This window comes from Prochlorococcus sp. MIT 0916, assembly GCF_047305155.1.
GTDB lineage: Bacteria > Cyanobacteriota > Cyanobacteriia > PCC-6307 > Cyanobiaceae > Prochlorococcus_B.
In genome coordinates this window covers 1,055,831-1,079,643 of sequence record NZ_CP138980.1, presented here as the reverse complement: position 1 = coordinate 1,079,643, position 23,813 = coordinate 1,055,831, and the positions used below count along the sequence as shown (strand labels likewise).

The window sequence follows — 23,813 nt, the reverse complement described above, 5'->3', positions numbered from 1 at the left end:
CCCAAAGGATTTGTTTTTGTTTTGGTGTCTTCACTCACAGTTTTCACTTTCACATATAACAACTCTATGGCACTAATCTAGGAAATGACTGTCAGACTGATATTGAAATCAGTAATTCATTCATGTTTTCCCTTCAGGGTTATGAGTATTTTTTAGGATTTCTTCTTATTTCTGGAGCAGTTCCCATTCTTGCTCTCACAACAAATAAGCTAATTGCTCCTAGAAGTAAAGCTGGAGAAAGGCAGCTTACATATGAATCTGGCATGGAGCCCATTGGAGGAGCATGGATCCAATTTAATATTCGTTACTACATGTTTGCACTTGTTTTCGTTATATTTGATGTTGAGACGGTGTTCCTTTACCCATGGGCAGTTGCATTTCACAAACTTGGGTTACTAGCATTTATAGAAGCACTTGTTTTTATCACAATTTTGGTTGTAGCTCTAGCATATGCATGGAGAAAAGGTGCCCTTGAATGGAGTTGAATCCCTTGAAAAACCCTCCCTCTACAGAAGCAGTAAGAGACCTTAGAGAAGCTTCTTGCGCCCCAGTGGGAGCGCCAAGAGTAACAAACGACTTAAGCGAAAACATAATCCTTACTAGCCTTGAAGATCTTCACAACTGGGCAAGATTAAGCAGTCTATGGCCTCTTCTATATGGAACTGCTTGTTGTTTTATTGAATTTGCAGCTTTAATTGGATCTCGATTTGATTTTGACAGATTTGGATTAGTACCAAGAAGTTCTCCTAGGCAAGCAGATCTTCTTATAGTTGCAGGCACTGTCACGATGAAAATGGCACCTGCTCTTGTAAGGCTTTATGAGCAAATGCCTGATCCGAAATACGTAATTGCCATGGGAGCTTGCACTATTACTGGCGGCATGTTCAGCGCAGATTCAACCACGGCAGTTAGAGGTGTTGACAAATTAATACCAGTTGACCTTTACCTTCCTGGGTGTCCTCCAAGACCAGAAGCAATATTTGATGCTGTGATTAAATTGCGAAAAAAAGTTGCCAACGAATCAATCTCTGAAAGAGCAAAGATTACTCAAACACATAGGTATTTAACTATTTCTCATAAAATGAAGAGAGCTAAGTTAAAAGTTAATGGTCAATATCTAAATGCAAAGTCTCAACTAATTGCATTAAATCCTTCCCTATCTGAAGAATTTGATCAATCTTTAAAAGAGGTTCAAAAAATATCTGAAGAACTTTCAAGTAATTAAGCATCTCTTATTAAAAAAATGCCAAGTGAATCAGAAATTGTGGTTGAAGAAAAAATCTCAGGTCCAATAAGTGATTGGCTCTCAAAAAATGGATTTGAAAATATTCCTCTTAAGTCTGACCACTTAGGAGTTGAAGTAATAAAAATCACTCCAAGCAATCTTTTAACGATAGTTGAAGCGTTGAAAAATGATGGATTTAATTATCTTCAATGCCAAGGTGGATACGATGAAGGGCCCGGTTTAAATATTGTTTGTTTTTATAATTTAATAGAAATGAATGAATCTAAAAAAGATATTTCTCCTCGCGAAGTAAGAATAAAAGTATTCCTAGCTCGTGATGGGGACTTAACTGTTCCTAGTTTATACAGTCTTTTCAGAGGAGCTGATTGGCAAGAAAGAGAAACATTCGATATGTATGGTGTTAACTTCAAAGGACACCCTCATCCTAAAAGGCTTTTAATGCCTGAAGATTGGAAAGGCTGGCCACTTAGGAAGGACTATGTTCAGCCAGATTTTTATGAAATGCAGGATGCATACTAATTTATTTACCTTTTTTATATCTTCTATAAAATTTCATTATTGCTAAGGCGAGACTCCTAGGATCATGTCTCAAAGTTGGAGTAACTTTTGAACCCTGAAGAGAAGCTAGATACACCTTGTATCCTCTAGATATAAGATCAATCTTATTACATTCGACTGGTTCAGCTCCTTTTGATTTGTAGTAATCAACCAATGGAGAGGGTTCTAATTCATCTTGAGCAAGTATTGAATTAAATATTTTCCTTGTAATTCCTCTTGATGCCAATTGAGCTTCAATAGCCCTCACGTGACCAGTAACGTCAAGGCCATCAGTTTCTCCTGGTTGAGTCATCAAATTACATATGTAAAGCTTTGGAGATTTGCTCCTCTCAATCTCCTCGACTATTTCAGGGACAAGTAGATTTGGGAGAATTGAAGTATATAAACTTCCTGGTCCTATCAAAATAATTTCAGCATTTCTAATAGCTTCAAGAGCTCTTGGCAAAGCTGGAGGTCGCGAAGGATAACAACCTATTCTGATTATTGGTAGGCGTGCTTTTCCAATAGCTGATTCTCCATCTATTCGTTCACCATTTTCAAGTTCCGCCCACAATCGGACATCTGCATTAGTTGCCGGTACAACTTGACCCTGCACAGCAAGAACCCTACTTGAAGCAGTAATTGCAGTCTCTAAGCTGCCAGTGATCGCAGTTAATGCAGATAAGAAAAGATTCCCAAAACTATGTCCTTCAAGCCCACTGCCTGAGGGAAAGCGATACTGAAAAAGGCCTTTTATGAGTGGCTCTTCGGTTGCTAAAGCTGCTAAACAATTTCTTATGTCTCCTGGTGGCTGAACACCCAATTCTCTCCTAAGCACTCCACTACTCCCTCCATCATCTGCAACTGTAACTATTGCGGTGATTCGACTGCTATATCTTTTTAAGCCTTTTAATAATGAAGATAGACCTGTTCCACCTCCAATAGCGACAATATTTGGACCTCTATTTAATTTTTGTTTAGCTCTTAATGCATCAACCAAAAAAGTATCTTTTTTTGAACCCAAAGCCTGCTTAATAGATTCAAAACTTCTTCCTTGACCCCAAATCAAAAGAGATATCCCTATCAAAAAAACTATTGGTCCAGAAATAGTCCTTGGTAAAAAAGTAGTTATAAATCCTAAAAGCCAAAAAAGTATTTCAACAACCCAATAAATTGGACGCAAATCAGCCCAAATCGAGGCTCCAATCAAAGCAATTAATAAGCCCAATCCAGATGTCATCATCCACCTTTTTACTACTAGCCCAGGCAAAAGCCATCTAATCGCTCTTTTAAGGCGAGAATAAAGGTGAAAAGACAAACTAGCGAAAAAACTTTTACGCAAAGCAGGTCTTCTTAATTTTCTTTTCCTTCTTTTGTTCAATGGATTCAAGTTTGAGAAAATTTCAACAAATAGACCTAAATCATTAATTCACATAAACTCTAATTAAACTTCCCAATTCACGTATCTCATACAAAATGAGATAGGAATACAAACAATAGGAGAGTGTGTGCCAGAAAACACTCAAGTAATGTTGATGAAAGATCTCAGTGTAGAACTGGGATCAAATAAAGTTCTCGATGAAGTAAATCTAGCCATGAGTGCTGGAGAGAGACTGGCAATTGTTGGTCCATCAGGCTCAGGCAAGTCAACAATACTTCGCTTATTAGCTGGATTGCTTCTACCTTCTACCGGAAGCCTTCAAATATCAGGTGTTGAGCAAAATTATTTAAGACTTGATCAAAACAACCCTCCTGACGTGCGATTAGTTTTTCAAAATCCAGCATTATTGGCATCATTAACTGTTAGAGAAAATGTAGGATTTTTGCTTGAAAAGCAGAAAATTTTTCCTGAGGAGATTATTAATCACAAAGTCATAAATTGTTTACAAAAAGTGGGCTTATATGATGTTGCAGACAAATTTCCAAATCAACTGAGTGGTGGAATGCAAAAAAGAGTAAGTTTTGCTCGAGCCTTAATTAGTAACCCCAAGAAAAAAAAAGACTCAATTCCTCTTCTTCTCTATGACGAGCCAACTGCTGGATTAGATCCAATAGCTTGTACTCGAATTGAAGATCTAATCATCAAAACAACTGATACTGCGGAAGGGTGTTCAATAGTAGTAAGTCACGTTTCAAGTACAATTGAAAGAACAGCAAATAGAGTTATTTTGCTTTATGATGGGAAATTTCAATGGGACGGCTCCATAGATCAATTTAAACAAAGCGAAAATTCCTATGTAAAACAATTTCGCACAGGTAATCTTCAAGGACCCATGCAACCTGAGGAACTATAAATTTATGCGTAGAAGTTTAAGAGATGCATTTGTTGGATTTTCACTTTTAGGTGGATTAGTTATCTTTTCAGGAGCAATGCTTTGGTTGAGAGATTTTCGTTTGGGTTCTAAATCCTGGGAGATCTCTGCAAACTTTAAAGATGCAAGTGGTCTCGCCAAGATGTCTCCAGTTACTTATAGGGGAATAATTGTTGGCTCTGTTCAAAAAATAAATTTCACACCAAACACTGTTGAAACTAAAATCAAACTAAACGATAATAATTTAACTTTACCAAAACCTGTAATTGCCAAAATAGTTACAAGCTCTATGCTTGGAGGTGATGCACAATTATCCCTAGTCTCATTAGGTAAATCATTTAAAAAAAGCGAACAATTTGCAGTCAATAAAAATTGTCCAAATAAAAGAATCTTGTGCGATGGAGATAAGATTAAAGGTTTAGAGATGATAAGTATATCAAGTCTAACAGAGGGTTTAAATGGAATTATTGATGAGGCCGATAGACAAGCAATAGTCAATAAAGTATCAGAATCTATTCAACAATTTGATAGAACTCAAGCCAATCTTGATGAACTTGTCTTGTTATCCAAATCAGAACTTATAAGAGCAAAACCTATAATTTCTGAGCTGACAAAAGCTTCTTTTCATTTAAATAATATTCTTAAAAGCTTAGACAATCCTGAAACCTTAAAAGATATTCAGGAACTTGCTTCAACATCTAGTTCTCTAACAAAGAAAATTGACCAAATGAGCTCTGACATGGGAAATATTATGGAAGATAAAGAACTTATAGATGCTCTAAAAAGAGTAACTATTGGTTTGAGTAAATTATTTGATGATATCTATCCCTAAAAACTTTTCAGGTAACACTATTAATTGCATCCATTGCGATTGAAGCAATAGCTTGATCACTTGCCTTAGGTAATTGTACATATTTACCTCCAGATGCCTCAGCCAAGTCTTTACCCATACCACTTGCAATAAACTTTCTTTCTGTATCAATTACAAGCAATTTAATACCAAGCGATCGATATCGGGAAGCGACATCAAGAACTTCTTGCTTCAAGTCAGGAGGTTGCTCTCCCTCAAGAACTGGTTGACCTAATGAAGTACTTAATGGAACGTTTCCTCTACCATCTGTAATTGCTACCACCACCACCTGACCAAGATCTCCTGTAGCCAAAGCATTTGCTCCTACTCTTGCAGCTTGAGTTAAACCATGAGCGAGTGGAGATCCACCACCACATGGCATTGACTCAAGTCTCCTTTTTGCAGCAGTTATTGATCTGGTTGGCGGAAGCAAAACTTCTGCTTGATCGCCTCTGAAAGGTATTAGAGAAACTTCATCTCTATTTTCATAAGCTTCAGTTAATAAACGAATAACAGCTCCCTTTGCACTTTGCATTCTATTGAGAGCCATCGAACCACTTGCATCAACCAAGAAAATTACAAGTGCGCCTGCTTTACGCTGCAGTAATTTGGCACGCAAATCCCCTTCCTCAACAATAACTTTTCTATTAGGTTCTCTTTCCCTTCTAGCTTTCTGATAAGGAGCTGCAGCTCTTAAAGTTGCATCAACTGCAATCCTTCTAACAGGACCTCTTGGAAGAATTGGTTTTACGTATCTCCCTCTGTTATCACTTAAAACAGCTGAGCGACTTCCGCTATTTCCACTCTTTGATTTTGTGGATGAAAAAAGCAACAAATCGGGATCGACAGCACATGCTTCTGGATCAAGCATAAATTCCTCAGGGATTGGAGGAGATGACTCTTGGTCTTGCTCCTCTTCCTTATCTTCTTCTTGTTCGTCTTCTTGTTCATTATTTTCATCAGAGTCTTCTGGAGGCGGAGGGGGAGGCTGCTGATCTTCTGGCGCTGGGGGCTCCATCTCCTCTTCTGAAGGCATTTGCATAGCCCTGGGAGCAATTACAAGTCTTACTGCAGCCTTTAAATCTTCTGCGTCCACTGAATCTCTACCACATAAAGCAGCATGAGCCTTTGCAACTCTTACTGCATACAACTCTGATCTATGTCCTTCTACACCTCCTCGAATAGCTTCTAGAACTAAGTATTCGATTTGATCCTCACTAATTTGAACATCTGGAAGCCATTGCCTTGCCAAAAGTAATTGCGTGGACAGCGATTCTGTTTCTTCTGTCCATTTCTTAGAAAAAGCCTCACTAGATTGACCATGAGAAATGGCAGCCTGGGTTATTTCAACTCTTTGTTCATTTGTAATTAATTGATCAGCAGACAATACAATTGCAAATCTGTCTAAAAGGTGGTCCCTCAATGCCCCCTCTTCAGGATTATAAGTAGCAATCAATAAAGGACGGCATGGGTGACTGAGGCTCAAGCCTTCTCGTTCGACTCTATTTTCACCTGCCCCTACTGAAGCCAAAAGAAGATTAACAATTCCATCATCCAACAAATTCAATTCATCTATGTACAAAACTCCCCTATGAGCTTCAGCTAATAACCCTGGCTGAAAGACTGGCGTTCCACTTGATAATGAAGCAGCAACATCAACAGCGCCAACAAGCCTATCCTCGGTTACTCCTAAGGGAACCTGAATAAAAGGAGCGGAAACAACTTTCTTAGGGATATTTTCTAAGTCATCAAGATTTTCAAGACTTCCTATCTTTTTTATAAATAGCTTTTTGGTCAAATCATCCCACTCTCCTGAAAAAGAAGGATCTAAGTTTCTACCTGCTGGATAAGTCAATGAATCATCATCACCCACGTTGTCAGCTAATTTTTCTAAATCAATTATTTCAATCGGAGGGAGAAGGGCATGTAAACCTCTAGCCAAAACAGATTTACCAGTCCCACGACCACCAGCAATTATTACTCCTCCCAAACCCGGATCAACTGCGGCAAGCATTAAAGCAAGCTTTAATGTTCCATGGCCTGTAATTGCAGCTAAAGGGAAAGAACGATTAGCTCTATCCAAAACAGCAGTGTCTTTTGAAGCCGAAGACATATTGTTGTTATTCAATCCACTGGAAACCATAGGGTTGGATAAATCAAGCAAATTTTTAAAAGTCTTTTAATATTCGCATGACTTATGCAAAACAAAAAACAGAATTGAAACTAGTCATCTCAATAGGCGCAAATATCCCTGGCTCTCTTGGAGATCCCATAAGAACAATCGCTGCCATGAGGCCGCAAATTGAAAAAAGCATACTTGAATGGAATGTTGCTTTAAATCGTCGAAAAATCGACTCTCAAAATATTGATAAGTCTTTATCTTTTCAATGGGCTCCTTTATTTGAGACTGAACCTTTAGGGGGGCCAATTGATCAACCAAAATTTATTAATACTGTGCTGGTTGTAGAGGGAAAGGATTTTGGCTCAGTAACCCCAAATGAAAAAGCAGCTATCTCTTTAATGAAAAAACTTTTAGACTTAGAGAAAATCGCAGGTAGGGAAAGAGAAAATACAGAAATTTCTTGGGGGCCAAGATCTTTAGATATTGACTTCATTTCCTGGGGAGGACTGCAGATAAATACAGAAACTCTAATTTTGCCTCATCCAAGATTAAGTGAAAGAAACTTTGTTTTAATCCCCCTTGCAGAAGTTTTATCAAAGGCTCAAGGGAAACCGAAACCAATCAATTCTCCAAACATTTGGCCTGAATAAAACTCGTAACAAAAATCACCAACCTTTTCTCAAAAAATCAGCCATCCTATATAAATAGCAAAAAAAGCATGTCTATTCCAGGACCTGAACCCTCAGAAATAATCGAGACAAAAGCTTGTCTTGATGCAAAAAAAATTCGTTTTGAAATTAATAAGTTTCTTTTACCTAATTCAATGGAGGGTGAATTTGGGATTATTCGGCATCCAGGAGCTGCATTGGCAGTACCAATAACAGATTCAGGAGAAGTCATTATTCTTCGTCAATACAGATTTGCTTGCTCGAGAAGAATTCTAGAGTTTCCAGCTGGAACTCTAGAAGCAGGTGAGAGCCCACTTGAATCAATTAAAAGAGAAGTTCAAGAAGAAAGTGGTTATTCTGCAAACAAATGGGACGATCTTGGAGAAATGCTTCCTTGTCCAGGATATTCAGACGAAACAATTCATCTTTTCCTTGCAAGAGATTTAACTAAACTTGAAGAGAAGCCTGAAGGCGATGCAGATGAAGATATTGAAGTATTAAAAATTTCCCCTAAAAAGTTAAATGAAATGATTGCAAGTGGAGAAGAATCACTTGATGGGAAAACTATTACTGCATGGTTCAGAGCATGCCAAATCTTGAATAAAAAATGACTGAGTTTCGATCAATTTTTTGGCATAGAAGAGATTTAAGAATAGAAGATAATATAGGTCTATCTGAAGCATCTAAAAATTCAAAAAATCTAATTGGAGTATATATTTTAGATCCCAATCTTTTAAATCTCAGTAGAACTACATCCGAGGCAAAAAATTGGTTTTTGGGTGAAAGCCTTTTAGAACTACAAAAGAATTGGGAAAGAAGAGGAAGTCGTTTATTAATATTGAATGGAGATCCTATTAAATTAATTTCCAAATTAGCGGACTTAGTTAAAGCTGAATGTATTTACTGGAACGAAAATATTGAGCCTTATGAAATCAATAGAGACCAACTAATTACAGAACAGTTTTCAAAAAAGAAAAGGAAAATTTATACATTTTTAGATCAATTAATTGTCAATCCAAGCGATATAAAAACAAACAATAATGACCCTTACAAAGTATATGGCCCTTTTTATCGTAAATGGATTGAGATAATTAATAGAACCACAATATCAAATAATAATTTAATACAAATATCAAGTACAGCAGAAAAAATTAGAGGTTTTAATGAGAGCGAATTATCATCAATTAAAAACTCTGATTTAAACTATTGTATTTCAAGAGAAAGCAGTCCTGTTCATGACTTACTTGCTTCAAATAAATTTAATAATACTAACCTTTGTCCTTGCAAACCAGGAGAATCAGAGTCAATAAATCAATTAAACTTTTTCATAAATTCAGGAGTTATAAATTCATATAATCAAGCAAGAGATATTCCATCTTTAGAATCAACTTCTAATCTAAGTGCCGCTTTAAGTTTAGGTACAATAAGTTGTAGGGCAGTTTGGAATGGGGCTCAAATATCAAAGAATATTGCGAATAATGGATATCAAGTAAATTCTATTGATACATGGATAAAGGAACTTGCTTGGAGAGAGTTTTATCAAAATGCTCTAATTAATTTTCCAGAGCTAGAGAAAGGTCCATATAGAGAAAAGTGGTTAAAGTTTCCATGGCAAAATAAACCTGATTGGTTTAAATCCTGGAAGAACGGATTAACTGGTATCCCAATAATTGATGCTGCTATGAGACAACTTAAGCATTCTGGATGGATGCATAATCGATGCAGAATGATTGTTGCCTCTTTTCTAGTAAAAGACCTTTTAATTGATTGGAGATGGGGAGAACTTTTCTTCATGAAAAGCTTAGTTGATGGTGACTTAGCATCAAATAATGGAGGGTGGCAATGGAGTGCTAGCAGTGGAATGGATCCAAAGCCTATGAGAATATTTAATCCTTTTAGACAAGCTTCTAAATTCGACGAAAATGGCAATTATATACGAAAATGGATCCCAGAGTTAACACATGTCTCGACGCCTAATTTGCTTTCCGGTGAAATAACTTCTACGGAGAGAAAAGGCTATCCAAACCCCATTATAAACCACAAAAATCAAACATCAATCTTCAAAGAATTATATTCAAGTATTAATTAGATTATTTTCTAAATATTTCCTTTATTATATCAATAACATATGATTGCTGAATAGATTTAAATTCGGGGAAAATGGGTAAACTAATTACCTGACTACATACTTTTTCAGTAATAGGAAGAGAACCTTCTTTATATCCTAACTCTTTATATACTGGTTGAAGATGTATAGGTATTGGATAATAAATAATTGTATTAACACCAAGTCTATGAAGTTCAGTTTTAAATAGATCTCTATTTGAATTGTCAAAAACATTCTCTGAGGTTGATTTTATATTTTCAACAAAAGAATTGTCCATTATTCTTATTACAAATTGATTCCAAGAATGACCAGATTTATTGAGCAAAGTATTAGATGGCAATTTAATTCCTTCTACCATTGATAGCTTATTTATATAATTAATTGCTATTGCTTTTCTTTGATCTATCCATTTGTTTAATCGATTTAATTTAACATTTAAGATTGCAGCTTGTAATGAATCAAGTCTACTATTGTATCCAATATTTGTATGGAGATATCTCTTTGGCATTCCATGAATAGCTAATTCCCTAATTATTTTTGCCAGATCAAAATCATTAGTAGTTATTGCTCCTCCATCTCCTGCTGCACCTAAGTTTTTAGTAGGGAAAAAACTAAAACAGCCTACATCTCCATAACTTCCTACGGGTTTACCTCGCCAATGGGCTCCAGCCGCTTGAGCACAATCTTCTACAACCTTTAGATTATTTTCTTCAGCAATTGCCATTACTTTATCCATATCTAGTGGATGACCAAACAAATGCACAGGCAAAATAGCTTTTGTTCTAGAAGTTATTGCTTTTTCTATTAGACCCAGATCCATAAGATAATTTTGAGGATCAATATCTACAAAAACAGGTCTAGCTCCAACACTGGTAATTGCTTCTGCAGTAGCAAAAAAACTAAAGGATGAGGTGATCACCTCATCACCTTGACCAATATTTAGAGATCTTAAGGCAAGAATTAATGCATCTGTTCCACTATTACAACTAACTGAGAAAGAAGTTTCTATAGCTAATGCAAAAGCTTTTTCAAATGAAGCTACTTCCTCTCCACCAATGTATTTTCCGCTTCTAAAAACTCTAATTAAAGCTTCTTCAATCTCTTCTCCTATTTCAGAAATTTGAGCTTCGAGGCTAAAAGGAGGTATTTGCATAACTTTTAAATTAAGTTGCAACAATGAAAAATCAAAAAGGCACCCATTAATTCATCCAAACCACTCAGGCTCCATACCAGGATGCCATTTAATGTTGCAACCAATAGAAGGTTTTTGATTAGCTGAAATATCTTCTCCCTTTAATAATGATAGGAGTGCTAGACGAATATCATCACCTGAAACAGGTATTTCATTCCCAGGGCGACTTCCGTCCATCTGTCCCCGATATCTCAATTTTGATTCGCCATCTGGAGATGGCCAAAAAATATAAAAATCGGGAGTACATGCCGCTTTAAGCGCTTTTGCTAATTTTTGATCAGCGTCAAATAAATATGGAAACTTCCATCCCCATTTATTAGCTTGAGAGGCTAGGAATTCCGGCGAGTCTTGCGGATGTGTGATAACGCTATTGCTAGAAATAGCCAAAAATTGAACATCCTCACCAAAAGAGTTGAACAAAGTTGTGATTCCACTTTCTACGTGTTTAACAAATGGACAATGAGCGCATATAACCATCAAAAACAATGGTCTGTTTGTTAAATCAAAACTTCTAATTTGACTAAGGCCTTTTAAAGAATCATCCGGAGCAAGGTTGATGCCTGAAACCACACCTAATTCAAAATCAGGTAATGGAGTTCCTAATGGAAGCATTGTTGAGGCTGTTCGAACCATGATTCTTATGATTAGGGGGTAATGGATTACAGAACTTTTAACTATATATTCATTTAACTATGAGTCTTAGCCCTAAATAAGGGACAATTAGTAATACTAACCAAATGAGTCCGAAAGATGCTTCTCGATCTTAGTGGCAAAAAAATCCTTGTTACAGGAATAGCAAACAACAGATCAATTGCCTGGGGCATTGCACAACAGTTAAAAGCAGCTGGAGCTGAATTAGGAATTACATACTTGCCCGATGAAAAAGGTAGATTTGAAGCAAAAGTAAAAGAACTTACTTCTCCTTTAAATCCAAGCTTGTTTTTACCACTTAATGTTCAAAACTCTTCTCAAATTGAAGAAGTTTTTGAAACCATTAAAAATCAATGGGGACAGCTTGACGGATTAGTTCACTGTTTAGCCTTTGCAGGAAAAGAAGAATTAGTAGGTAATTACAGTGCAACTACTTCAGAAGGATTCTCAAGAGCCCTAGAAATTAGCGCTTATTCACTCGCCCCACTATGTAAATATGCAAAACCTCTTTTCAGCAAAGGTGCAGGCGTAGTCACCTTGACTTATTTAGGAGCAGAAAGAGCAATTCCTAATTACAACGTAATGGGAGTTGCTAAAGCAGCTTTGGAGGCATCAGTTAGATATCTTTCGGAGGAACTTGGTCCTGAAAATCAGGTTCGAGTTAATGCCATCAGTGCTGGGCCAATAAGAACTCTCGCCAGTTCAGCTATTGGCGGAATTCTGGACATGATTCATAACGTCGAGGAAAAAGCTCCGCTTAGGAGAACCGTTACTCAAATTGAGGTAGGTAATACCGCTGCTTTCTTGCTTAGCGATCTTTCGAGTGGTATATCAGGACAAACTGTTTATGTTGATGCAGGTTATTGCATAAATGGAATGTAATTTCAAGCCAATTCAAATTGCCAATTAAATATGAAGAAAACTAGAGAAGGAGAGATTAGCCGGGTAACTAAGGAAACGGACGTTTTTGTCCAAATTAATCTTGATGGTTCTGGCAAATGCAATGCAAATACAGGTATAGGTTTTCTAGACCATATGATCCAACAATTATCTAGTCATGGATTATTTGATATTGAGGTCAGAGCAAATGGAGATACTCACATAGACGATCATCATACGAATGAAGATGTTGGAATTGCAATTGGACAAGCTTTATCAAAGGCATTAGGTGATCGAGTTGGAATAAAACGCTTTGGTCATTTTTCAGCTCCTCTTGATGAGGCTCTTATTCAAGTTGTGGTTGATTGCTCCGGTCGACCACACTTAAGTTTTAATTTAAATATTCCATCTCAAAAAGTTGGAACTTACGATACAGAATTGGTTAAAGAATTCTTTGGTGCTGTTGTCAGCAATGGTGGTTTAACTCTTCACATAAGACAATTGGCAGGAAATAACACTCACCACATAATTGAGGCTACTTTCAAATCTTTTGCAAGAGCTCTTCGCATGGCTACTGAAATTGACCCAAGAAGATCAAGTCAAATCCCCAGCAGTAAAGGAGTTCTTGAACAAGCTGGTAGTTAAAACTCCATATTTAAATAAATAATTTTGAGACGGAGCTCGCAAAAATCATAAGTTTAAGCGAAAATCAAGTTCCAATCTAAGAAAAATAGTGGTCGTTAGTTATTTAAAAAGAGAAACATCACCACAGCACACAATCTTCAGCAGAGAGGATTGGTCAAGTGCATATTGCAATGTTGAAAAAGAACTAGATCACGCCGAACTAAAACTTGTGAAAGGTTCTATTCCTAAGAAAATTTCTGGTACCTTTTATCGAAACGGTCCAGGGAGACTAGAAAGAGGCGGAAGATGGGTCCACCATCCATTTGATGGAGATGGGATGATTGCCGCTTTTCAATTTAAAAACGGGAAAATAAATCTAACTAATCGTTTTGTTCGTACAAAGGAATGGGTAAAAGAGGAAAAATCCCAGAAATTTCTATATAGAGGTGTATTTGGAACTCAAAAAGAAGGCGGTGTCTTAGCCAATGCTTTTGATGTAAGGCTAAAGAATATTGCCAATACTCACGTAATAAAACTTGGGGATGATCTATTAGCTCTATGGGAAGCCTCTAGTCCATATTCACTCAATCCAAATACTCTAGAAACCAATGGTTTATCTGATTTAAAAGGAGTTTTGAAAAAAGGAGAAGCATTTAGTGCTCATCCTCGATTCGACCCTGGCCATCACAAAGGTCAACGAATGGTTACTTTTGGAGTATCGACTGGTCCTAAAAGCACAATTAGATTGATGGAATTCTCTACAGAAGGAGAAAATATTGGTTCTCTTCTAAGCGATAGAAAAGATTCTTTTAATGGATTTGCTTTTTTGCATGATTTTGCTATTACTCCAAATTGGGCAATATTTCTGCAAAATGCGATAAGTTTTAATCCTCTCCCATTCCTTCTTGGACAAAAAGGAGCAGCACAATGTTTAGCCTCCAAATCTGATGGGACTCCAAAATTCTTATTAATTCCAAGGGATTGTGGGGAATTTGCTGATCAACCCCCAAAATCAGTTGATGCTCCAAAGGGTTTTGTTTTCCATCATCTAAATGCTTGGGAAGATGGTGAAAAAATCAATATTGAAAGTATTTTTTATGATGATTTTCCTAGTATTGGTCCCGAGGATAATTTCAGAGAAATTGATTTTGATCTTTTACCAGAAGGAGTGTTAAAAAGAAGTGAAATCAATCCAATAGATAGTTCATTTACCTGCTCAACCATAAGCAACCAATGTTGTGAATTTGCAATGGTCAACCCTAAGTTTGAAGGACTAAAGGCACGCTTCAGTTGGATGGCAACTGCAGAACAAAAGGAAGGTAATGGCCCACTCCAAGCTATAAAAAAAATCGACTTGTCAAACAATAAGGAGATTAGTTGGAGTGCCGCCCCTAGAGGTTTTGTAAGTGAGCCAATATTTATTCCTTCCCAAGAATCAAAGTCTCAAGAAGACAATGGGTGGGTTATTGCATTGGTTTGGAATAGCATTAGATCTGGAACTGATTTAATAATCCTTGATTCTAAAGATCTTACTGAACAAGCTATTCTTGAAGTTCCTATTTCCATACCCCATGGATTACACGGAAGCTGGGTTGAAAACTAAAAACTACTTTTCTGAGCATTCATTAGCTTTTTCAATTTAGGTCTGAGCAATTTGAAAGCACTCCCCCTATGACTAATTTGCTTCTTTTTTTCGTGTTCCATTTCAGCAAAAGTCTCACCTAATCCAGAAACTTCAAAAATTGGATCATAACCAAACCCGTTTTCCCCTTTTGGAAAAAAAGTTATTAGGCCTTCGCAAAAGCCTGAAACTTCTATCAAAACTTTTTCTCCACTAGTAATACATAATGCACACTCAAATTTAGCTTTTCTATTTGAAAAAGGTTTTAACTCGGCTAATAGTTTTTCAATTCTTTCCTTGTCTGATCTTGCGTACCTAGCAGAATAAATACCTGGAGCTCCTCCAAGCGCCTCAACACTCAATCCAGAGTCATCTGCAAGAGACAATTGGCCCGTTGCTTTACTAACAGCAATGGCCTTGATTCTTGCGTTTTCCATAAAAGTCTTTCCTGTTTCCTCAATCTCAAAACCAACAGGTTGAGTCAATAAATCAAATGGGAAATCGGCCAAAAGTTTTTTAAATTCTTGGATTTTACCTTCATTGCCACTAGCAATTACTAGAGGTAGATTAGCCAAAACCATTATCTATAAGTTGCTTTGCATAATACAAAGTTGAAGTAACTTCTTCGCTTGATGGAGCTTCACAATAAATTCTTAAAAGAGGCTCTGTTCCAGAGAAACGGAACATAACCCAATGGCTTTTATCAAGTACGAGTTTTATTCCATCAGTTGAAATAACTTCAAGAACTGCTTCATGGCCAATGGAAGATGGCGTTTCCTTTTTTAAGAAACTTTCCAAGTCTCTTCTCATCTCCATATTTTTAAGAGTTAAATCAATACGTTCAAAATGACTCTTACCAAAACGAGCATGAAAAGAATCTATTTTCTCTCCTAAAAATTTACTATCAGCAACTATTGACTCCATCAAAACTAAAGCTGTAAACAACGCATCACGTTCTGGCAGGTGATGACCAAATCCAACTCCCCCTGACTCCTCTCCTCCAATAAGAACTTCTCTTGAGAGCATTTCTTCAGCAATATATTTAAATCCCACTGGCTTTTCGAGTACTTCCCGCCCTAAATCTTCCGCAACCAATCGCATCAAGTCCGAACCACTTACAGTTTTAATAACGCAACCTTTCATATTTCTTACTCTTGCTAAATGATCTATCAAGACAGGCATTAACAATTGGGTATTGCAATATCTACCTTTTTCATCTATGGCTGCAATTCGATCTCCATCTCCATCAAAAACTAAGCCCATGGAAAACTGACCTTTTTGAAATGAATCCTGAACTTCTTGTATTACTTGTGATAGGTAAGCCTTCATAGGCTCTGGAGGATTCCCCCCAAAAAGTGGGTCTCTTTTAGTTCTTATTTCATAAATAAGACCATCACCATAAGAACCAAACAACTCAGACATGCAGCCCGCAGCAGATCCATGCATTGGGTCAACAAATATTTTTAAACCTAATTTTTTCAAGCCATTAGAGATCAAAGAAATATCAAATTTCTGACTAATTCCCAAAAGATGTTGTTTTCGAAAATCAATTCTCGCGGTAGCATCTTCGATTGGAATTGATATACCCCCAGCATCTAATCTTTTTTGAACGGAATCAGTGAAAGAGCTATCAACTGAACCTCCAAAAGGACCCTTTATTTTTAAACCCAACCATTCGTATGGATTATGACTTGCTGTTATTACTAGTGCACCAAGTGCATTTTCTTCAACAATCCCCCAACTACAAGATGGAGTTGGAAGTGGGGAAGATGCTAACAAAGGTACTAAATCAACTCCTCTAACTGCAGATGCAACCGCCTCAGCCATCTCCTCTGCAAGAAAACGTCGGTCATAGCCAATAATTATCTTATTATTTTTTTTCTCCTTCACATAAGCAAGCTCTTGTGCAGCAGCAGCAGCTACTCTAAGCAATCTTTCCAATGTGAAATCAACACCTAATACCCCTCTCCATCCATCTGTGCCAAATGAAATTTTCTCCTTAGCGAGATTCAACTTTTTCTTTTTCATCTTTATTTTGGAGAAACTTTGTTCTTAAAGAAATGCAGATTATTCTCTAAGTATGAAATGTAATAAATCAAAACCAATTAACGATCACCTTTTAAGGAGTTGGATTCGATGCAGAAGAAAAGCGTGGCTTGAAATTTATGGTGATAAACAAAAAAAGTTGTGGACAGCTCATAGCACACTTCAATTAAATCATCAAAACGACTGCTTTCATAATCTCTCAAAAAAAAGTTATGGGATAGGAATTCAAGCTTGTGAGGAGGGTAAAAATATCGCATACGGAATCAGACTTAAATATCCTCTAATAAAAAATAGAATTATTAAAGGAAATTTACCGATACTAAGGAAGACATCGGGCGAAAGCATTTGGGGGAATTTTTCTTACCAACCCGTGATAGTTAGGCAAGGGAAAAAAGTCACAAGAGAGCACAGATTAATTCTTGCAATGGCTGGATTATTAATAAATAATTTACAAAAATTTCAAGTCCAAAAAGGTTTAATTTTACACAAAGAAAATGAAATTATTAAGTTAGAAAAAATAAAATTGACTAATAAACTGAATATAGAATTAATAGATTCATTGCAAAATCTAGAGAAAGATATTGAATCTAAAACGCCTCCAGCAATCACTTCGAATAGAAAAAAATGTACAATATGTGCATGGAGAAAGGATTGTGATGCTGTAGCAATCAAAAAAGGAAATCTAAGTGAAGTTAGTGGAATTGGTGCAAAAAGAGAACTTTTATTAAACAAAATTGGTATAAATAATATAAAGGAATTAGCAAAGATTAAGCATTATGTATTAAAGGAAAATCTTGAAAAATTCGGAACACAATATGGTGATATTTCCCAACAAATTATTTTACAATCGAAATCTCAATCAATGAATAAGGCCATAAAGCTAAATCCAGGAATAACCCTAGACAATCTAAAAAAAGCTAAAGGTTTATTGATTTATGATATTGAATCAGACCCAGATATTAAGCATGATTTTTTACACGGTTTCATTCGCATACCAAACAATATCTACGATGAAATGAGTTTAAAAAAAATTAAATATTCACCGTTACTTAATCTTGAAAAAGATACAGAAAGATCACTATGGAAAAGAATACAAAGAAAATTAAATCAGCATAAAGATCTACCTATCATCCATTATGGTGAAACAGAGCCAATATCTTTACTAAAACTAGGATTAAGGCAAGGGGCTAGTTCTCATGAAATTGATGCATTAAAAAAAAGATTTATTGACATACATTTATTAATTAGAGGATACTGGTGCCTTCCTGTAAGAAATTATGGGCTGAAATCAATCGCAGAATATATAGGATTCGAATGGGAACAATCCAATAGTGATGGAGCTAGAGCTCTTTTATGGTGGAGACAGTGGAAAAAATCGCGTAAATTAAATAACGTTTACTCAAAAAATTTAAAATCAATCTTTAAATACAATCGTGATGATTGTATTGCTACCTTAATGATCGCTAAGTGGTTAATAGATCAAGAATGTAAATTATCCTAGTAGCTTAAAAAGGAAGCGTAAAAGAGATTGGTTTTTTTAAAGTTATAGATTCGTATTTTTCAGAATAACAAATATCCTTATCAATATAATTGTTTCTGATTAAAGCAAGCCCATATAGAAAATTTTCGTTCATTTCAATTGAAGATGTAATAAATCCTACCTTCTTTTTCAATTCGTTATCTTGATTAGTACTCAATAACGTTTTACCAATATCGAAATCATCAGGTTGACCATAAGCCTCCCAACAACGAAGTTGGTATTTTAAAGATTTAGATCTGAAAAACCTTGCAATAGCTTCTTGCCCTAAATAACAACCTTTATCAAGCTCTATAATATCTCCTAAACCCAATTCATAAGGATTTGCTTCACCATTTATCTCTCTATCAAATCTAGGTATTCCTTGTCTTATTTTCCATATTTCTAGCTCTTCTTTAGTTGCTTTAGTACAATAAGAAATGTGATCATCAATTAAATCATCAGTACCTATCCAAAAAGGAATTGATTCCTTCCATGATTCATAGTTATTTATTTTTTGTATTCTTCTTATTGGCTTTACAACTTCTAATTTTACTTTATCGGCTGGAAATATTACTGATTCAAATCCATCAATTATAGATTTAATTTCACCACTAATTATAACTATTTCAGCTATATTGTTTGAAATTCGAATTTCCAACAAAGCTTTTAAACTTCCTTTAGTTGATAACCAACAACTTAAGAAGTGTTTTTCTAGTTGTTTCTGAGCAAAAACATCAGCAGTCGTTTGACCATGTAAAAAAGCTACAGTCCCTTCTCCTTTTAGAAGTAATGAAGGGAATGTTTCATCCCAAATCAATGATTTAGTTTCTGTCATTGCAAGCTTTTAGCTTTCTCTACAATCTCTTTTAAAAAGAAAAGACTCTTTAAATTTAAATCAGCTTTCGACATTGCATCAACCCCTCCTTCTTCTCTATCAACTATGGCTAGTACTTGGTTAACTAAATAACCTTGAGTTCTCAATTTTTCAACAGCTTTTAAAGAAGAGCCACCAGTCGTAACAACATCTTCTAGAACAGTAATAACGGAACCCTTTGGAGGCAAAGGCCCTTCTAACCATGCTCCCGTCCCATGACCTTTAGATTCTTTCCTAACTATTAAACCGCTTAAATTAATGCTTGATTGAGCTGCCAACATCACAACTCCACTAACTAGAGGGTCAGCACCCAAAGTTAAACCAGCTACTCCACTATCACTTTTATTGAGATTTTTGAGGAATAGTGAGCTTATCGATAAGAGACCTGGACCTGAGAGAGAGACTGGCTTGCAATTGACGTAATGAGAACTTTTTTTTCCTGAAGCCAAATAAAAATCGCCAAACCTATAAGCTTCTTGAGCTAGTAAAGTTAAAAGATTTTCTTTCATTCCATCTAATGAAGTGTTCAATTGGTTCATATCTTTATATGCAAGTTTAATTATTAAACATCTTGGTGGGATTAGATATATATTTACTTTAGGCAAACTAATTAACTATTATCAAAAAAAGTTTTAGTTTTGCTTTTTTGGGGGTGTAGCAATCTGGTGAATGCAGCGAACTCATAATTCGCCTTAGGCGAGTTCGATCCTCGCCACCCCCATAGAAAAATTATTAATGAGTTTATTACTTCTTTGTATATTGCTTGTAATACCAGCATTTTTTAATGCAGGTCAATTTGCCATTCTTCGACTTCGATCAACCAAGGTTCAAAGACTAGTAGAAGATGGACGACCTGGTTCCAATTCCATAATTCGTCTGCAAAAAAGGCTGAGGAGAACTCTTTTAATAGCAGAATTAGGAATCACTATTTCATTAATTTCAATTGGCTGGATCTGCAAAAATTTCGCAAATAAATGGTGGGGCAATAATGCTTCAATAAGCTATTTTTTAGATTTAGGCCTTTTTATTACTGTTGTACTTGTAGCAACTCTGATATCTGGTCTTCTGCCAAAAGCACTTGTTCTTAATCAACCAGAAACTTCTGCCCTTAAATTGTCCCCTCTAATTGAAGCAGCAATACAATGGATGTCACCATTCCTTTCTTTGCTAGAGGGCATTGCTTTATTAATTCTTAGATTATTTGGACTCAATACTCAATCAGAAAGTCTTACAACAGCTGCATTCTCTGCAGGAGAGTTAGAGAAATTAATTGAAACTGGTGGAGTAACAGGATTAAAACCTGATGAAAGAAACATACTTGAAGGTGTTTTTGCTTTAAGAGACACACAAGTCAGAGAGGTAATGGTTCCCAGATCAGGAATGGTTACTCTTCCAAGAGAGGTTTCCTTCACTCAAATGATGGAAGAAGTTCATAAAACTCGTCATGCAAGATACTTAGTTATTGATGACTCACTTGATAATGTTCTTGGAGTTTTAGATTTAAGGCAACTTGCTGATCCAATAGCCAAAGGGAAAATGCAAGCCAACTCAGCTTTAGAGCCTTATATAAAACCAGTTGTTCGTGTTTTAGAAACTTCTACTTTGGCCGAATTACTACCGCTAATAAAGAATGGGAACCCACTACTTTTAGTTGTTGATGAATATGGAGGAACTGAAGGGTTAATAACATCAGCAGACTTAACAGGTGAAATTGTTGGTGATGAGATTCAATTTGACAATAAAGAATCTGAGCTAAGACCTATTGATGACTTGAAAAAAATATGGATTACTTCAGGGGAAATAGAAGTAATAGAACTAAATAGAGAGCTTAAACTAGAATTGCCAGAAGCAGATGATCATTACACTCTTGCTGGATTTGTTTTAGAAAAACTCCAAGAAATTCCCAACTCAGGAGAAACTTTCATTCATAATGAGATTACATTTGAAATTATGTCCATGAAAGGTCCAAGAATAAACAAAGTAAAAATAACCCTTCCTAATTAATTTATAAAAAAGACTATTAATTAATAAGTAGGTAAAAATGAAAACAATTTCCAAAATCAACGAAAATATTATTCCTGTCAAAGTTGGGGTAATAGGAACAGGAAATATGGGGTGGCACCATGCAAGAGTTCTTAGCCTTCTCAAAGATGCTCATCTAGTAGGAGTCGCAGATTTAGACGAAGAACGAGGAAAGTTAGCTATGGAGCAATTTAATTGTAATTGGTATAAGAATTATAAGGATTTATTGCATCAAGTAGAAGCTGTATGTATTGCTGTACCTACGTTATTTCACCATGAAGTAGGTCTCGAATGTCTTAATTCTGGGAAACATGTGTTAATTGAAAAACCGATAGCAGCAAATAAAGAAGAAGCATCATCTTTAATTATTGCTTCAAACAATGCAAAAAAATTATTACAAGTTGGTCATATAGAAAGATTTAATCCAGCTTTTAGAGAATTAACAAAAGTAGTAGCAAATGAAGAAGTTGTAGTTCTTGAAGCCAGAAGGCATAGCCCTCATCCAGAGAGAGCTAATGATGTTTCAGTCGTATTGGACCTAATGATTCACGATATTGATTTAGTTATTGAGCTTGCAAATTCAAAAGTGGTAAGGCTTGCTGCCGTTGGAGGATGTAGTGGAGATGGACCTATGGATTACGTTAATGCGACACTTGGGTTTCAAAACGGAGTAATTGCAAGTCTGACTGCAAGCAAAATGAGTCACAAAAAGATTAGAAGCTTGAGTGCTCATTGCAAACAAAGTCTTATAGAAACAGATTTCCTAAATCACAATATTCACATCCATAGAAAGACTCATGAATGGTATTCAGCGGATCATGGAGAATTACTTTACAGAAACGATGGTTTTATTGAAGAAGTTAGTACAACATCAATTGAGCCATTGTATGCAGAGCTGGAGCATTTTCTGCAATGCGTTAGAGGCAAGGAAAAACCTGCTGTTGGAGGGCTTCAAGCATCTAGAGCACTTCACCTGGCTGATCTAATTGAGAAGGCAGTATCTAGGCCAAGTGAAGATATTTTGCTAAACAAAGGGATCTAGATACACCTAATCACCTCACAAAAAAAAATAAAACTCTTACCCGATTTTTTACTTCGAGCAAAAATTTTATTTTGTTAAGAACCTTTAATCGATTACTTAAATTTTTAAAAAACCAGAAGAAAAAAATTCGTTTTTAACGAAAACCAACGGCCGCTTGCCAAACAAAAACAAGCAGAAAAAAGAAAAGAGGTATTAGCGGAAGTACATCCACTGTTGGAGCAAAAGCCTGGTAAGCAACTGGAAGTTCAGCAAGTAAGTCGAGATTAATCAATGCCATCCCTAAAATAATAATGGACGTATTTAGCACGCACGCTACCACGTATGACGCGCTTTAGAGTCACTCTGCCACGGAGCGAAATCCTCTGAAAAACAACCTTCAATAATTGCTTGCCTCATCGCACCTGTAAAACGGATCAAATGCGTGAGATTGTGCATGCTCAAAAGTGTAAGTCCTAGTAATTCTTTATTGCGAATTAAATGATGAATATATGCTCTGGTATAACCACCAGTACATGCCTCGCAACTACATGTTGAATCCAATGGTCTGTAATCGTCTTTAAAACGAGAATTCCTTAAATTCCATGTCTCACCATTAACTAATGCACTACCATGCCTTCCCAGGCGCGTAGGAATCACACAATCAAATAGGTCAACTCCATTTGCTACTGCTATGGCCATTTCTTTTAAGGTTCCAATTCCCATCAGGTACCTAGGTCGATCTTGAGGTAATAGAGGACAAGTTTCTCGTACGATTTTATGCATTTGATTTATAGGCTCACCTACACTTACCCCTCCGATAGCAATCCCAGGCAAATCGAATCCAGAAACAATTTTTGCACTCAATTTTCTGAAATGTGGGTAGCAACCTCCTTGAACTATTCCAAAAATCGCTTGATCATCTTTCGTGTGAGCATTTAGACATCTCTCTAACCATTGATGAGTTCTTTTACAAGCATCCTCAACATCTGATTCGCTCGCTGGGTAAGGGGGGCATTGATCAAAAGCCATGGCGACATCAGCACCTAAAGCCATTTGAATTTCAATAGCTTTTTCAGGAGTCAAAAAAATATGTTTACCATCTCGTGGACTTTGAAAAGAAACTCCTTCATCGTCAATTTTATTTAACTTTGCCAAACTAAATACTTGAAAACCTCCTGAGTCAGTAAGTATTGGCTTATTCCACCTCATGAATGTATGTAGTCCCCCTGCATCTTGAACAATCTTTTCTCCAGGTTGCAGATGAAGATGAAAAGTATTAGCAAGAATCATTTCTGCACCTGTTTTCTTTAGCTGCTCAGATGTAACGCCCTTGACCGTTCCTAAAGTCCCTACTGGCATAAATTTAGGAGTATTTACAATTCCATTTGGCGTTTTAAAAGAACAGACACGAGCGAATGTCGAATTGCATCTGCTTTTTATTTGGAAATCAAAGAGGGGCTTTTTCAATTATTCCTAAATGTTCCATAACTTAGATTAGTTATATAACTAATTTGATACCTAC

At 36.2% G+C, this 23,813-nt stretch carries 24 protein-coding genes and 1 tRNA gene; 15 read left to right on the top strand and 10 right to left on the bottom strand.

Going from position 1 to position 23,813, the window contains the following annotated elements; all coding sequences use genetic code 11:
* Positions 1 to 122 precede the first annotated feature (122 nt).
* Genes SIB53_RS05570 through SIB53_RS05560 form a run of 3 tightly spaced genes read left to right on the top strand, consistent with a single transcriptional unit; the run spans position 123 to position 1,765 of the window.
* Positions 123 to 485, top strand: a complete 363-nt coding sequence (locus SIB53_RS05570) for an NAD(P)H-quinone oxidoreductase subunit 3 (RefSeq protein ID WP_413677294.1) — start codon at positions 123 to 125, stop codon at positions 483 to 485.
* On the top strand, positions 476 to 1,225 hold the full coding sequence (gene nuoB / locus SIB53_RS05565; RefSeq protein WP_413677293.1) for an NADH-quinone oxidoreductase subunit NuoB: 750 nt from the start codon (positions 476 to 478) through the stop codon (positions 1,223 to 1,225). The genes SIB53_RS05570 and nuoB overlap by 10 nt, the downstream gene beginning before the upstream one ends.
* An 18-nt stretch (positions 1,226 to 1,243) precedes the next feature.
* Positions 1,244 to 1,765 carry an NAD(P)H-quinone oxidoreductase subunit J gene (locus tag SIB53_RS05560; RefSeq protein ID WP_413677292.1) on the top strand — a complete coding sequence of 174 codons (522 nt, stop codon included), beginning with the start codon at positions 1,244 to 1,246 and terminating at the stop codon, positions 1,763 to 1,765.
* Between the two features lies 1 nt (position 1,766).
* On the opposite strand, the gene SIB53_RS05555 is transcribed toward SIB53_RS05560, so the two are convergent.
* Positions 1,767 to 3,164, bottom strand: a complete 1,398-nt coding sequence (locus SIB53_RS05555; RefSeq protein ID WP_413679124.1) for a gluconeogenesis factor YvcK family protein — start codon at positions 3,162 to 3,164, stop codon at positions 1,767 to 1,769.
* Between the two features lie 127 nt (positions 3,165 to 3,291).
* Between SIB53_RS05555 and SIB53_RS05550 the strand changes: the two genes are divergently transcribed.
* Together SIB53_RS05550 and SIB53_RS05545 are read left to right on the top strand one after the other, a co-directional pair.
* Positions 3,292 to 4,077 (top strand): ABC transporter ATP-binding protein, encoded by a 786-nt coding sequence (locus SIB53_RS05550; RefSeq protein ID WP_413677291.1) that lies wholly within the window; start codon positions 3,292 to 3,294, stop codon positions 4,075 to 4,077.
* A gap of 4 nt (positions 4,078 to 4,081) precedes the next feature.
* Positions 4,082 to 4,927, top strand: coding sequence for an MlaD family protein (locus SIB53_RS05545; protein ID WP_413677290.1), 846 nt, complete (start codon positions 4,082 to 4,084; stop codon positions 4,925 to 4,927).
* A gap of 7 nt (positions 4,928 to 4,934) precedes the next feature.
* On the opposite strand, the gene bchD is transcribed toward SIB53_RS05545, so the two are convergent.
* A complete protein-coding gene (bchD, locus tag SIB53_RS05540; RefSeq protein WP_413677289.1) occupies positions 4,935 to 7,088 on the bottom strand; it encodes a magnesium chelatase ATPase subunit D in 2,154 nt (717 codons plus the stop codon).
* A gap of 47 nt (positions 7,089 to 7,135) precedes the next feature.
* Between bchD and folK the strand changes: the two genes are divergently transcribed.
* From folK to SIB53_RS05525, 3 genes are all read left to right on the top strand, one after another.
* Complete coding sequence (folK, locus tag SIB53_RS05535) at positions 7,136 to 7,717, top strand: 2-amino-4-hydroxy-6-hydroxymethyldihydropteridine diphosphokinase (RefSeq protein ID WP_413677288.1); 582 nt, start codon at positions 7,136 to 7,138, stop codon at positions 7,715 to 7,717.
* A gap of 68 nt (positions 7,718 to 7,785) precedes the next feature.
* Positions 7,786 to 8,346 (top strand): NUDIX hydrolase, encoded by a 561-nt coding sequence (locus SIB53_RS05530; RefSeq protein ID WP_413677287.1) that lies wholly within the window; start codon positions 7,786 to 7,788, stop codon positions 8,344 to 8,346.
* Positions 8,343 to 9,824 carry a cryptochrome/photolyase family protein gene (locus SIB53_RS05525; protein WP_413677286.1) on the top strand — a complete coding sequence of 494 codons (1,482 nt, stop codon included), beginning with the start codon at positions 8,343 to 8,345 and terminating at the stop codon, positions 9,822 to 9,824. The genes SIB53_RS05530 and SIB53_RS05525 overlap by 4 nt, the downstream gene beginning before the upstream one ends.
* A 1-nt stretch (position 9,825) precedes the next feature.
* Here SIB53_RS05525 and SIB53_RS05520 read toward each other — a convergent pair whose 3' ends face one another.
* Both SIB53_RS05520 and SIB53_RS05515 read right to left on the bottom strand, forming a co-directional pair.
* A complete protein-coding gene (locus tag SIB53_RS05520) occupies positions 9,826 to 10,995 on the bottom strand; it encodes a DegT/DnrJ/EryC1/StrS family aminotransferase (RefSeq protein ID WP_413677285.1) in 1,170 nt (389 codons plus the stop codon).
* Between the two features lie 51 nt (positions 10,996 to 11,046).
* Positions 11,047 to 11,667: a thioredoxin family protein gene (locus tag SIB53_RS05515; protein ID WP_413677284.1), complete on the bottom strand. Its 621-nt coding sequence runs from the start codon at positions 11,665 to 11,667 to the stop codon at positions 11,047 to 11,049.
* Positions 11,668 to 11,784: 117 nt separating this feature from the next.
* Here SIB53_RS05515 and fabI point away from each other — a divergent pair, with 117 nt between their 5' ends.
* The 3 genes from fabI to SIB53_RS05500 all read left to right on the top strand — a co-directional run bounded on the left by fabI (position 11,785) and on the right by SIB53_RS05500 (position 14,791).
* Positions 11,785 to 12,567 carry an enoyl-ACP reductase FabI gene (gene fabI, locus SIB53_RS05510; protein ID WP_413677283.1) on the top strand — a complete coding sequence of 261 codons (783 nt, stop codon included), beginning with the start codon at positions 11,785 to 11,787 and terminating at the stop codon, positions 12,565 to 12,567.
* Between the two features lie 30 nt (positions 12,568 to 12,597).
* Complete coding sequence (hisB, locus tag SIB53_RS05505) at positions 12,598 to 13,209, top strand: imidazoleglycerol-phosphate dehydratase HisB (RefSeq protein WP_413677282.1); 612 nt, start codon at positions 12,598 to 12,600, stop codon at positions 13,207 to 13,209.
* Positions 13,210 to 13,297: 88 nt separating this feature from the next.
* The gene (locus SIB53_RS05500) at positions 13,298 to 14,791 is read left to right on the top strand and encodes a carotenoid oxygenase family protein (RefSeq protein WP_413677281.1); all 1,494 of its coding nucleotides are present in this window, start codon (positions 13,298 to 13,300) and stop codon (positions 14,789 to 14,791) included.
* Here the strand turns inward: SIB53_RS05500 and rdgB are convergent.
* Both rdgB and SIB53_RS05490 read right to left on the bottom strand, forming a co-directional pair.
* On the bottom strand, positions 14,788 to 15,384 hold the full coding sequence (gene rdgB, locus SIB53_RS05495) for an RdgB/HAM1 family non-canonical purine NTP pyrophosphatase (RefSeq protein WP_413679123.1): 597 nt from the start codon (positions 15,382 to 15,384) through the stop codon (positions 14,788 to 14,790). The two genes, SIB53_RS05500 and rdgB, sit on opposite strands and share 4 nt — an antisense overlap.
* On the bottom strand, positions 15,377 to 16,837 hold the full coding sequence (locus tag SIB53_RS05490; protein ID WP_413677280.1) for a phosphoglucomutase/phosphomannomutase family protein: 1,461 nt from the start codon (positions 16,835 to 16,837) through the stop codon (positions 15,377 to 15,379). Before SIB53_RS05490 ends, rdgB begins: the two co-directional genes overlap by 8 nt.
* 52 nt (positions 16,838 to 16,889) lie before the next feature.
* Here SIB53_RS05490 and SIB53_RS05485 point away from each other — a divergent pair, with 52 nt between their 5' ends.
* Positions 16,890 to 18,356 (top strand): TM0106 family RecB-like putative nuclease, encoded by a 1,467-nt coding sequence (locus SIB53_RS05485; protein ID WP_413677279.1) that lies wholly within the window; start codon positions 16,890 to 16,892, stop codon positions 18,354 to 18,356.
* A 4-nt stretch (positions 18,357 to 18,360) separates the two neighbouring features.
* On the opposite strand, the gene SIB53_RS05480 is transcribed toward SIB53_RS05485, so the two are convergent.
* Together SIB53_RS05480 and pyrE are read right to left on the bottom strand one after the other, a co-directional pair.
* Positions 18,361 to 19,209, bottom strand: coding sequence for a tRNA-modifying protein YgfZ (locus SIB53_RS05480; protein WP_413677278.1), 849 nt, complete (start codon positions 19,207 to 19,209; stop codon positions 18,361 to 18,363).
* A complete protein-coding gene (gene pyrE / locus SIB53_RS05475) occupies positions 19,206 to 19,787 on the bottom strand; it encodes an orotate phosphoribosyltransferase (protein WP_413677277.1) in 582 nt (193 codons plus the stop codon). The genes SIB53_RS05480 and pyrE overlap by 4 nt, the downstream gene beginning before the upstream one ends.
* 109 nt (positions 19,788 to 19,896) lie before the next feature.
* On the opposite strand from pyrE, the gene SIB53_RS05470 reads away from it, so the two are divergent.
* The 3 genes from SIB53_RS05470 to SIB53_RS05460 all read left to right on the top strand — a co-directional run bounded on the left by SIB53_RS05470 (position 19,897) and on the right by SIB53_RS05460 (position 22,312).
* Positions 19,897 to 19,969: transfer RNA gene (locus SIB53_RS05470), tRNA-Ile, on the top strand.
* Positions 19,970 to 19,983: 14 nt separating this feature from the next.
* Positions 19,984 to 21,252 carry a hemolysin family protein gene (locus SIB53_RS05465; RefSeq protein WP_413677276.1) on the top strand — a complete coding sequence of 423 codons (1,269 nt, stop codon included), beginning with the start codon at positions 19,984 to 19,986 and terminating at the stop codon, positions 21,250 to 21,252.
* A 37-nt stretch (positions 21,253 to 21,289) separates the two neighbouring features.
* Complete coding sequence (locus SIB53_RS05460) at positions 21,290 to 22,312, top strand: Gfo/Idh/MocA family oxidoreductase (protein WP_413677275.1); 1,023 nt, start codon at positions 21,290 to 21,292, stop codon at positions 22,310 to 22,312.
* A gap of 133 nt (positions 22,313 to 22,445) precedes the next feature.
* Here SIB53_RS05460 and SIB53_RS05455 read toward each other — a convergent pair whose 3' ends face one another.
* Positions 22,446 to 22,589 (bottom strand): photosystem II reaction center protein K, encoded by a 144-nt coding sequence (locus tag SIB53_RS05455; protein ID WP_269604438.1) that lies wholly within the window; start codon positions 22,587 to 22,589, stop codon positions 22,446 to 22,448.
* A gap of 35 nt (positions 22,590 to 22,624) precedes the next feature.
* Positions 22,625 to 23,758, bottom strand: a complete 1,134-nt coding sequence (gene tgt / locus SIB53_RS05450) for a tRNA guanosine(34) transglycosylase Tgt (protein ID WP_413677274.1) — start codon at positions 23,756 to 23,758, stop codon at positions 22,625 to 22,627.
* Positions 23,759 to 23,813 lie beyond the last annotated feature (55 nt).

What these genes read in the sequence shown, in the direction of transcription:
- SIB53_RS05545 (WP_413677290.1), top strand. Translation starts at nt 4,082, where the DNA reads ATGCGTAGAAGTTTAAGAGATGCATTTGTTGGATTTTCACTTTTAGGT.
- SIB53_RS05530 (WP_413677287.1), top strand. Translation starts at nt 7,786, where the DNA reads ATGTCTATTCCAGGACCTGAACCCTCAGAAATAATCGAGACAAAAGCT.
- pyrE (WP_413677277.1), bottom strand. Translation starts at nt 19,787, where the DNA reads ATGAACCAATTGAACACTTCATTAGATGGAATGAAAGAAAATCTTTTA.
- hisB (WP_413677282.1), top strand. Translation starts at nt 12,598, where the DNA reads ATGAAGAAAACTAGAGAAGGAGAGATTAGCCGGGTAACTAAGGAAACG.
- SIB53_RS05485 (WP_413677279.1), top strand. Translation starts at nt 16,890, where the DNA reads ATGAAATGTAATAAATCAAAACCAATTAACGATCACCTTTTAAGGAGT.
- nuoB (WP_413677293.1), top strand. Translation starts at nt 476, where the DNA reads ATGGAGTTGAATCCCTTGAAAAACCCTCCCTCTACAGAAGCAGTAAGA.
- SIB53_RS05525 (WP_413677286.1), top strand. Translation starts at nt 8,343, where the DNA reads ATGACTGAGTTTCGATCAATTTTTTGGCATAGAAGAGATTTAAGAATA.
- SIB53_RS05515 (WP_413677284.1), bottom strand. Translation starts at nt 11,667, where the DNA reads ATGGTTCGAACAGCCTCAACAATGCTTCCATTAGGAACTCCATTACCT.
- bchD (WP_413677289.1), bottom strand. Translation starts at nt 7,088, where the DNA reads ATGGTTTCCAGTGGATTGAATAACAACAATATGTCTTCGGCTTCAAAA.
- SIB53_RS05490 (WP_413677280.1), bottom strand. Translation starts at nt 16,837, where the DNA reads ATGAAAAAGAAAAAGTTGAATCTCGCTAAGGAGAAAATTTCATTTGGC.
- SIB53_RS05570 (WP_413677294.1), top strand. Translation starts at nt 123, where the DNA reads ATGTTTTCCCTTCAGGGTTATGAGTATTTTTTAGGATTTCTTCTTATT.
- SIB53_RS05520 (WP_413677285.1), bottom strand. Translation starts at nt 10,995, where the DNA reads ATGCAAATACCTCCTTTTAGCCTCGAAGCTCAAATTTCTGAAATAGGA.
- SIB53_RS05460 (WP_413677275.1), top strand. Translation starts at nt 21,290, where the DNA reads ATGAAAACAATTTCCAAAATCAACGAAAATATTATTCCTGTCAAAGTT.
- SIB53_RS05455 (WP_269604438.1), bottom strand. Translation starts at nt 22,589, where the DNA reads ATGGCATTGATTAATCTCGACTTACTTGCTGAACTTCCAGTTGCTTAC.
- fabI (WP_413677283.1), top strand. Translation starts at nt 11,785, where the DNA reads ATGCTTCTCGATCTTAGTGGCAAAAAAATCCTTGTTACAGGAATAGCA.
- SIB53_RS05480 (WP_413677278.1), bottom strand. Translation starts at nt 19,209, where the DNA reads ATGACAGAAACTAAATCATTGATTTGGGATGAAACATTCCCTTCATTA.
- SIB53_RS05560 (WP_413677292.1), top strand. Translation starts at nt 1,244, where the DNA reads ATGCCAAGTGAATCAGAAATTGTGGTTGAAGAAAAAATCTCAGGTCCA.
- SIB53_RS05465 (WP_413677276.1), top strand. Translation starts at nt 19,984, where the DNA reads ATGAGTTTATTACTTCTTTGTATATTGCTTGTAATACCAGCATTTTTT.
- folK (WP_413677288.1), top strand. Translation starts at nt 7,136, where the DNA reads ATGACTTATGCAAAACAAAAAACAGAATTGAAACTAGTCATCTCAATA.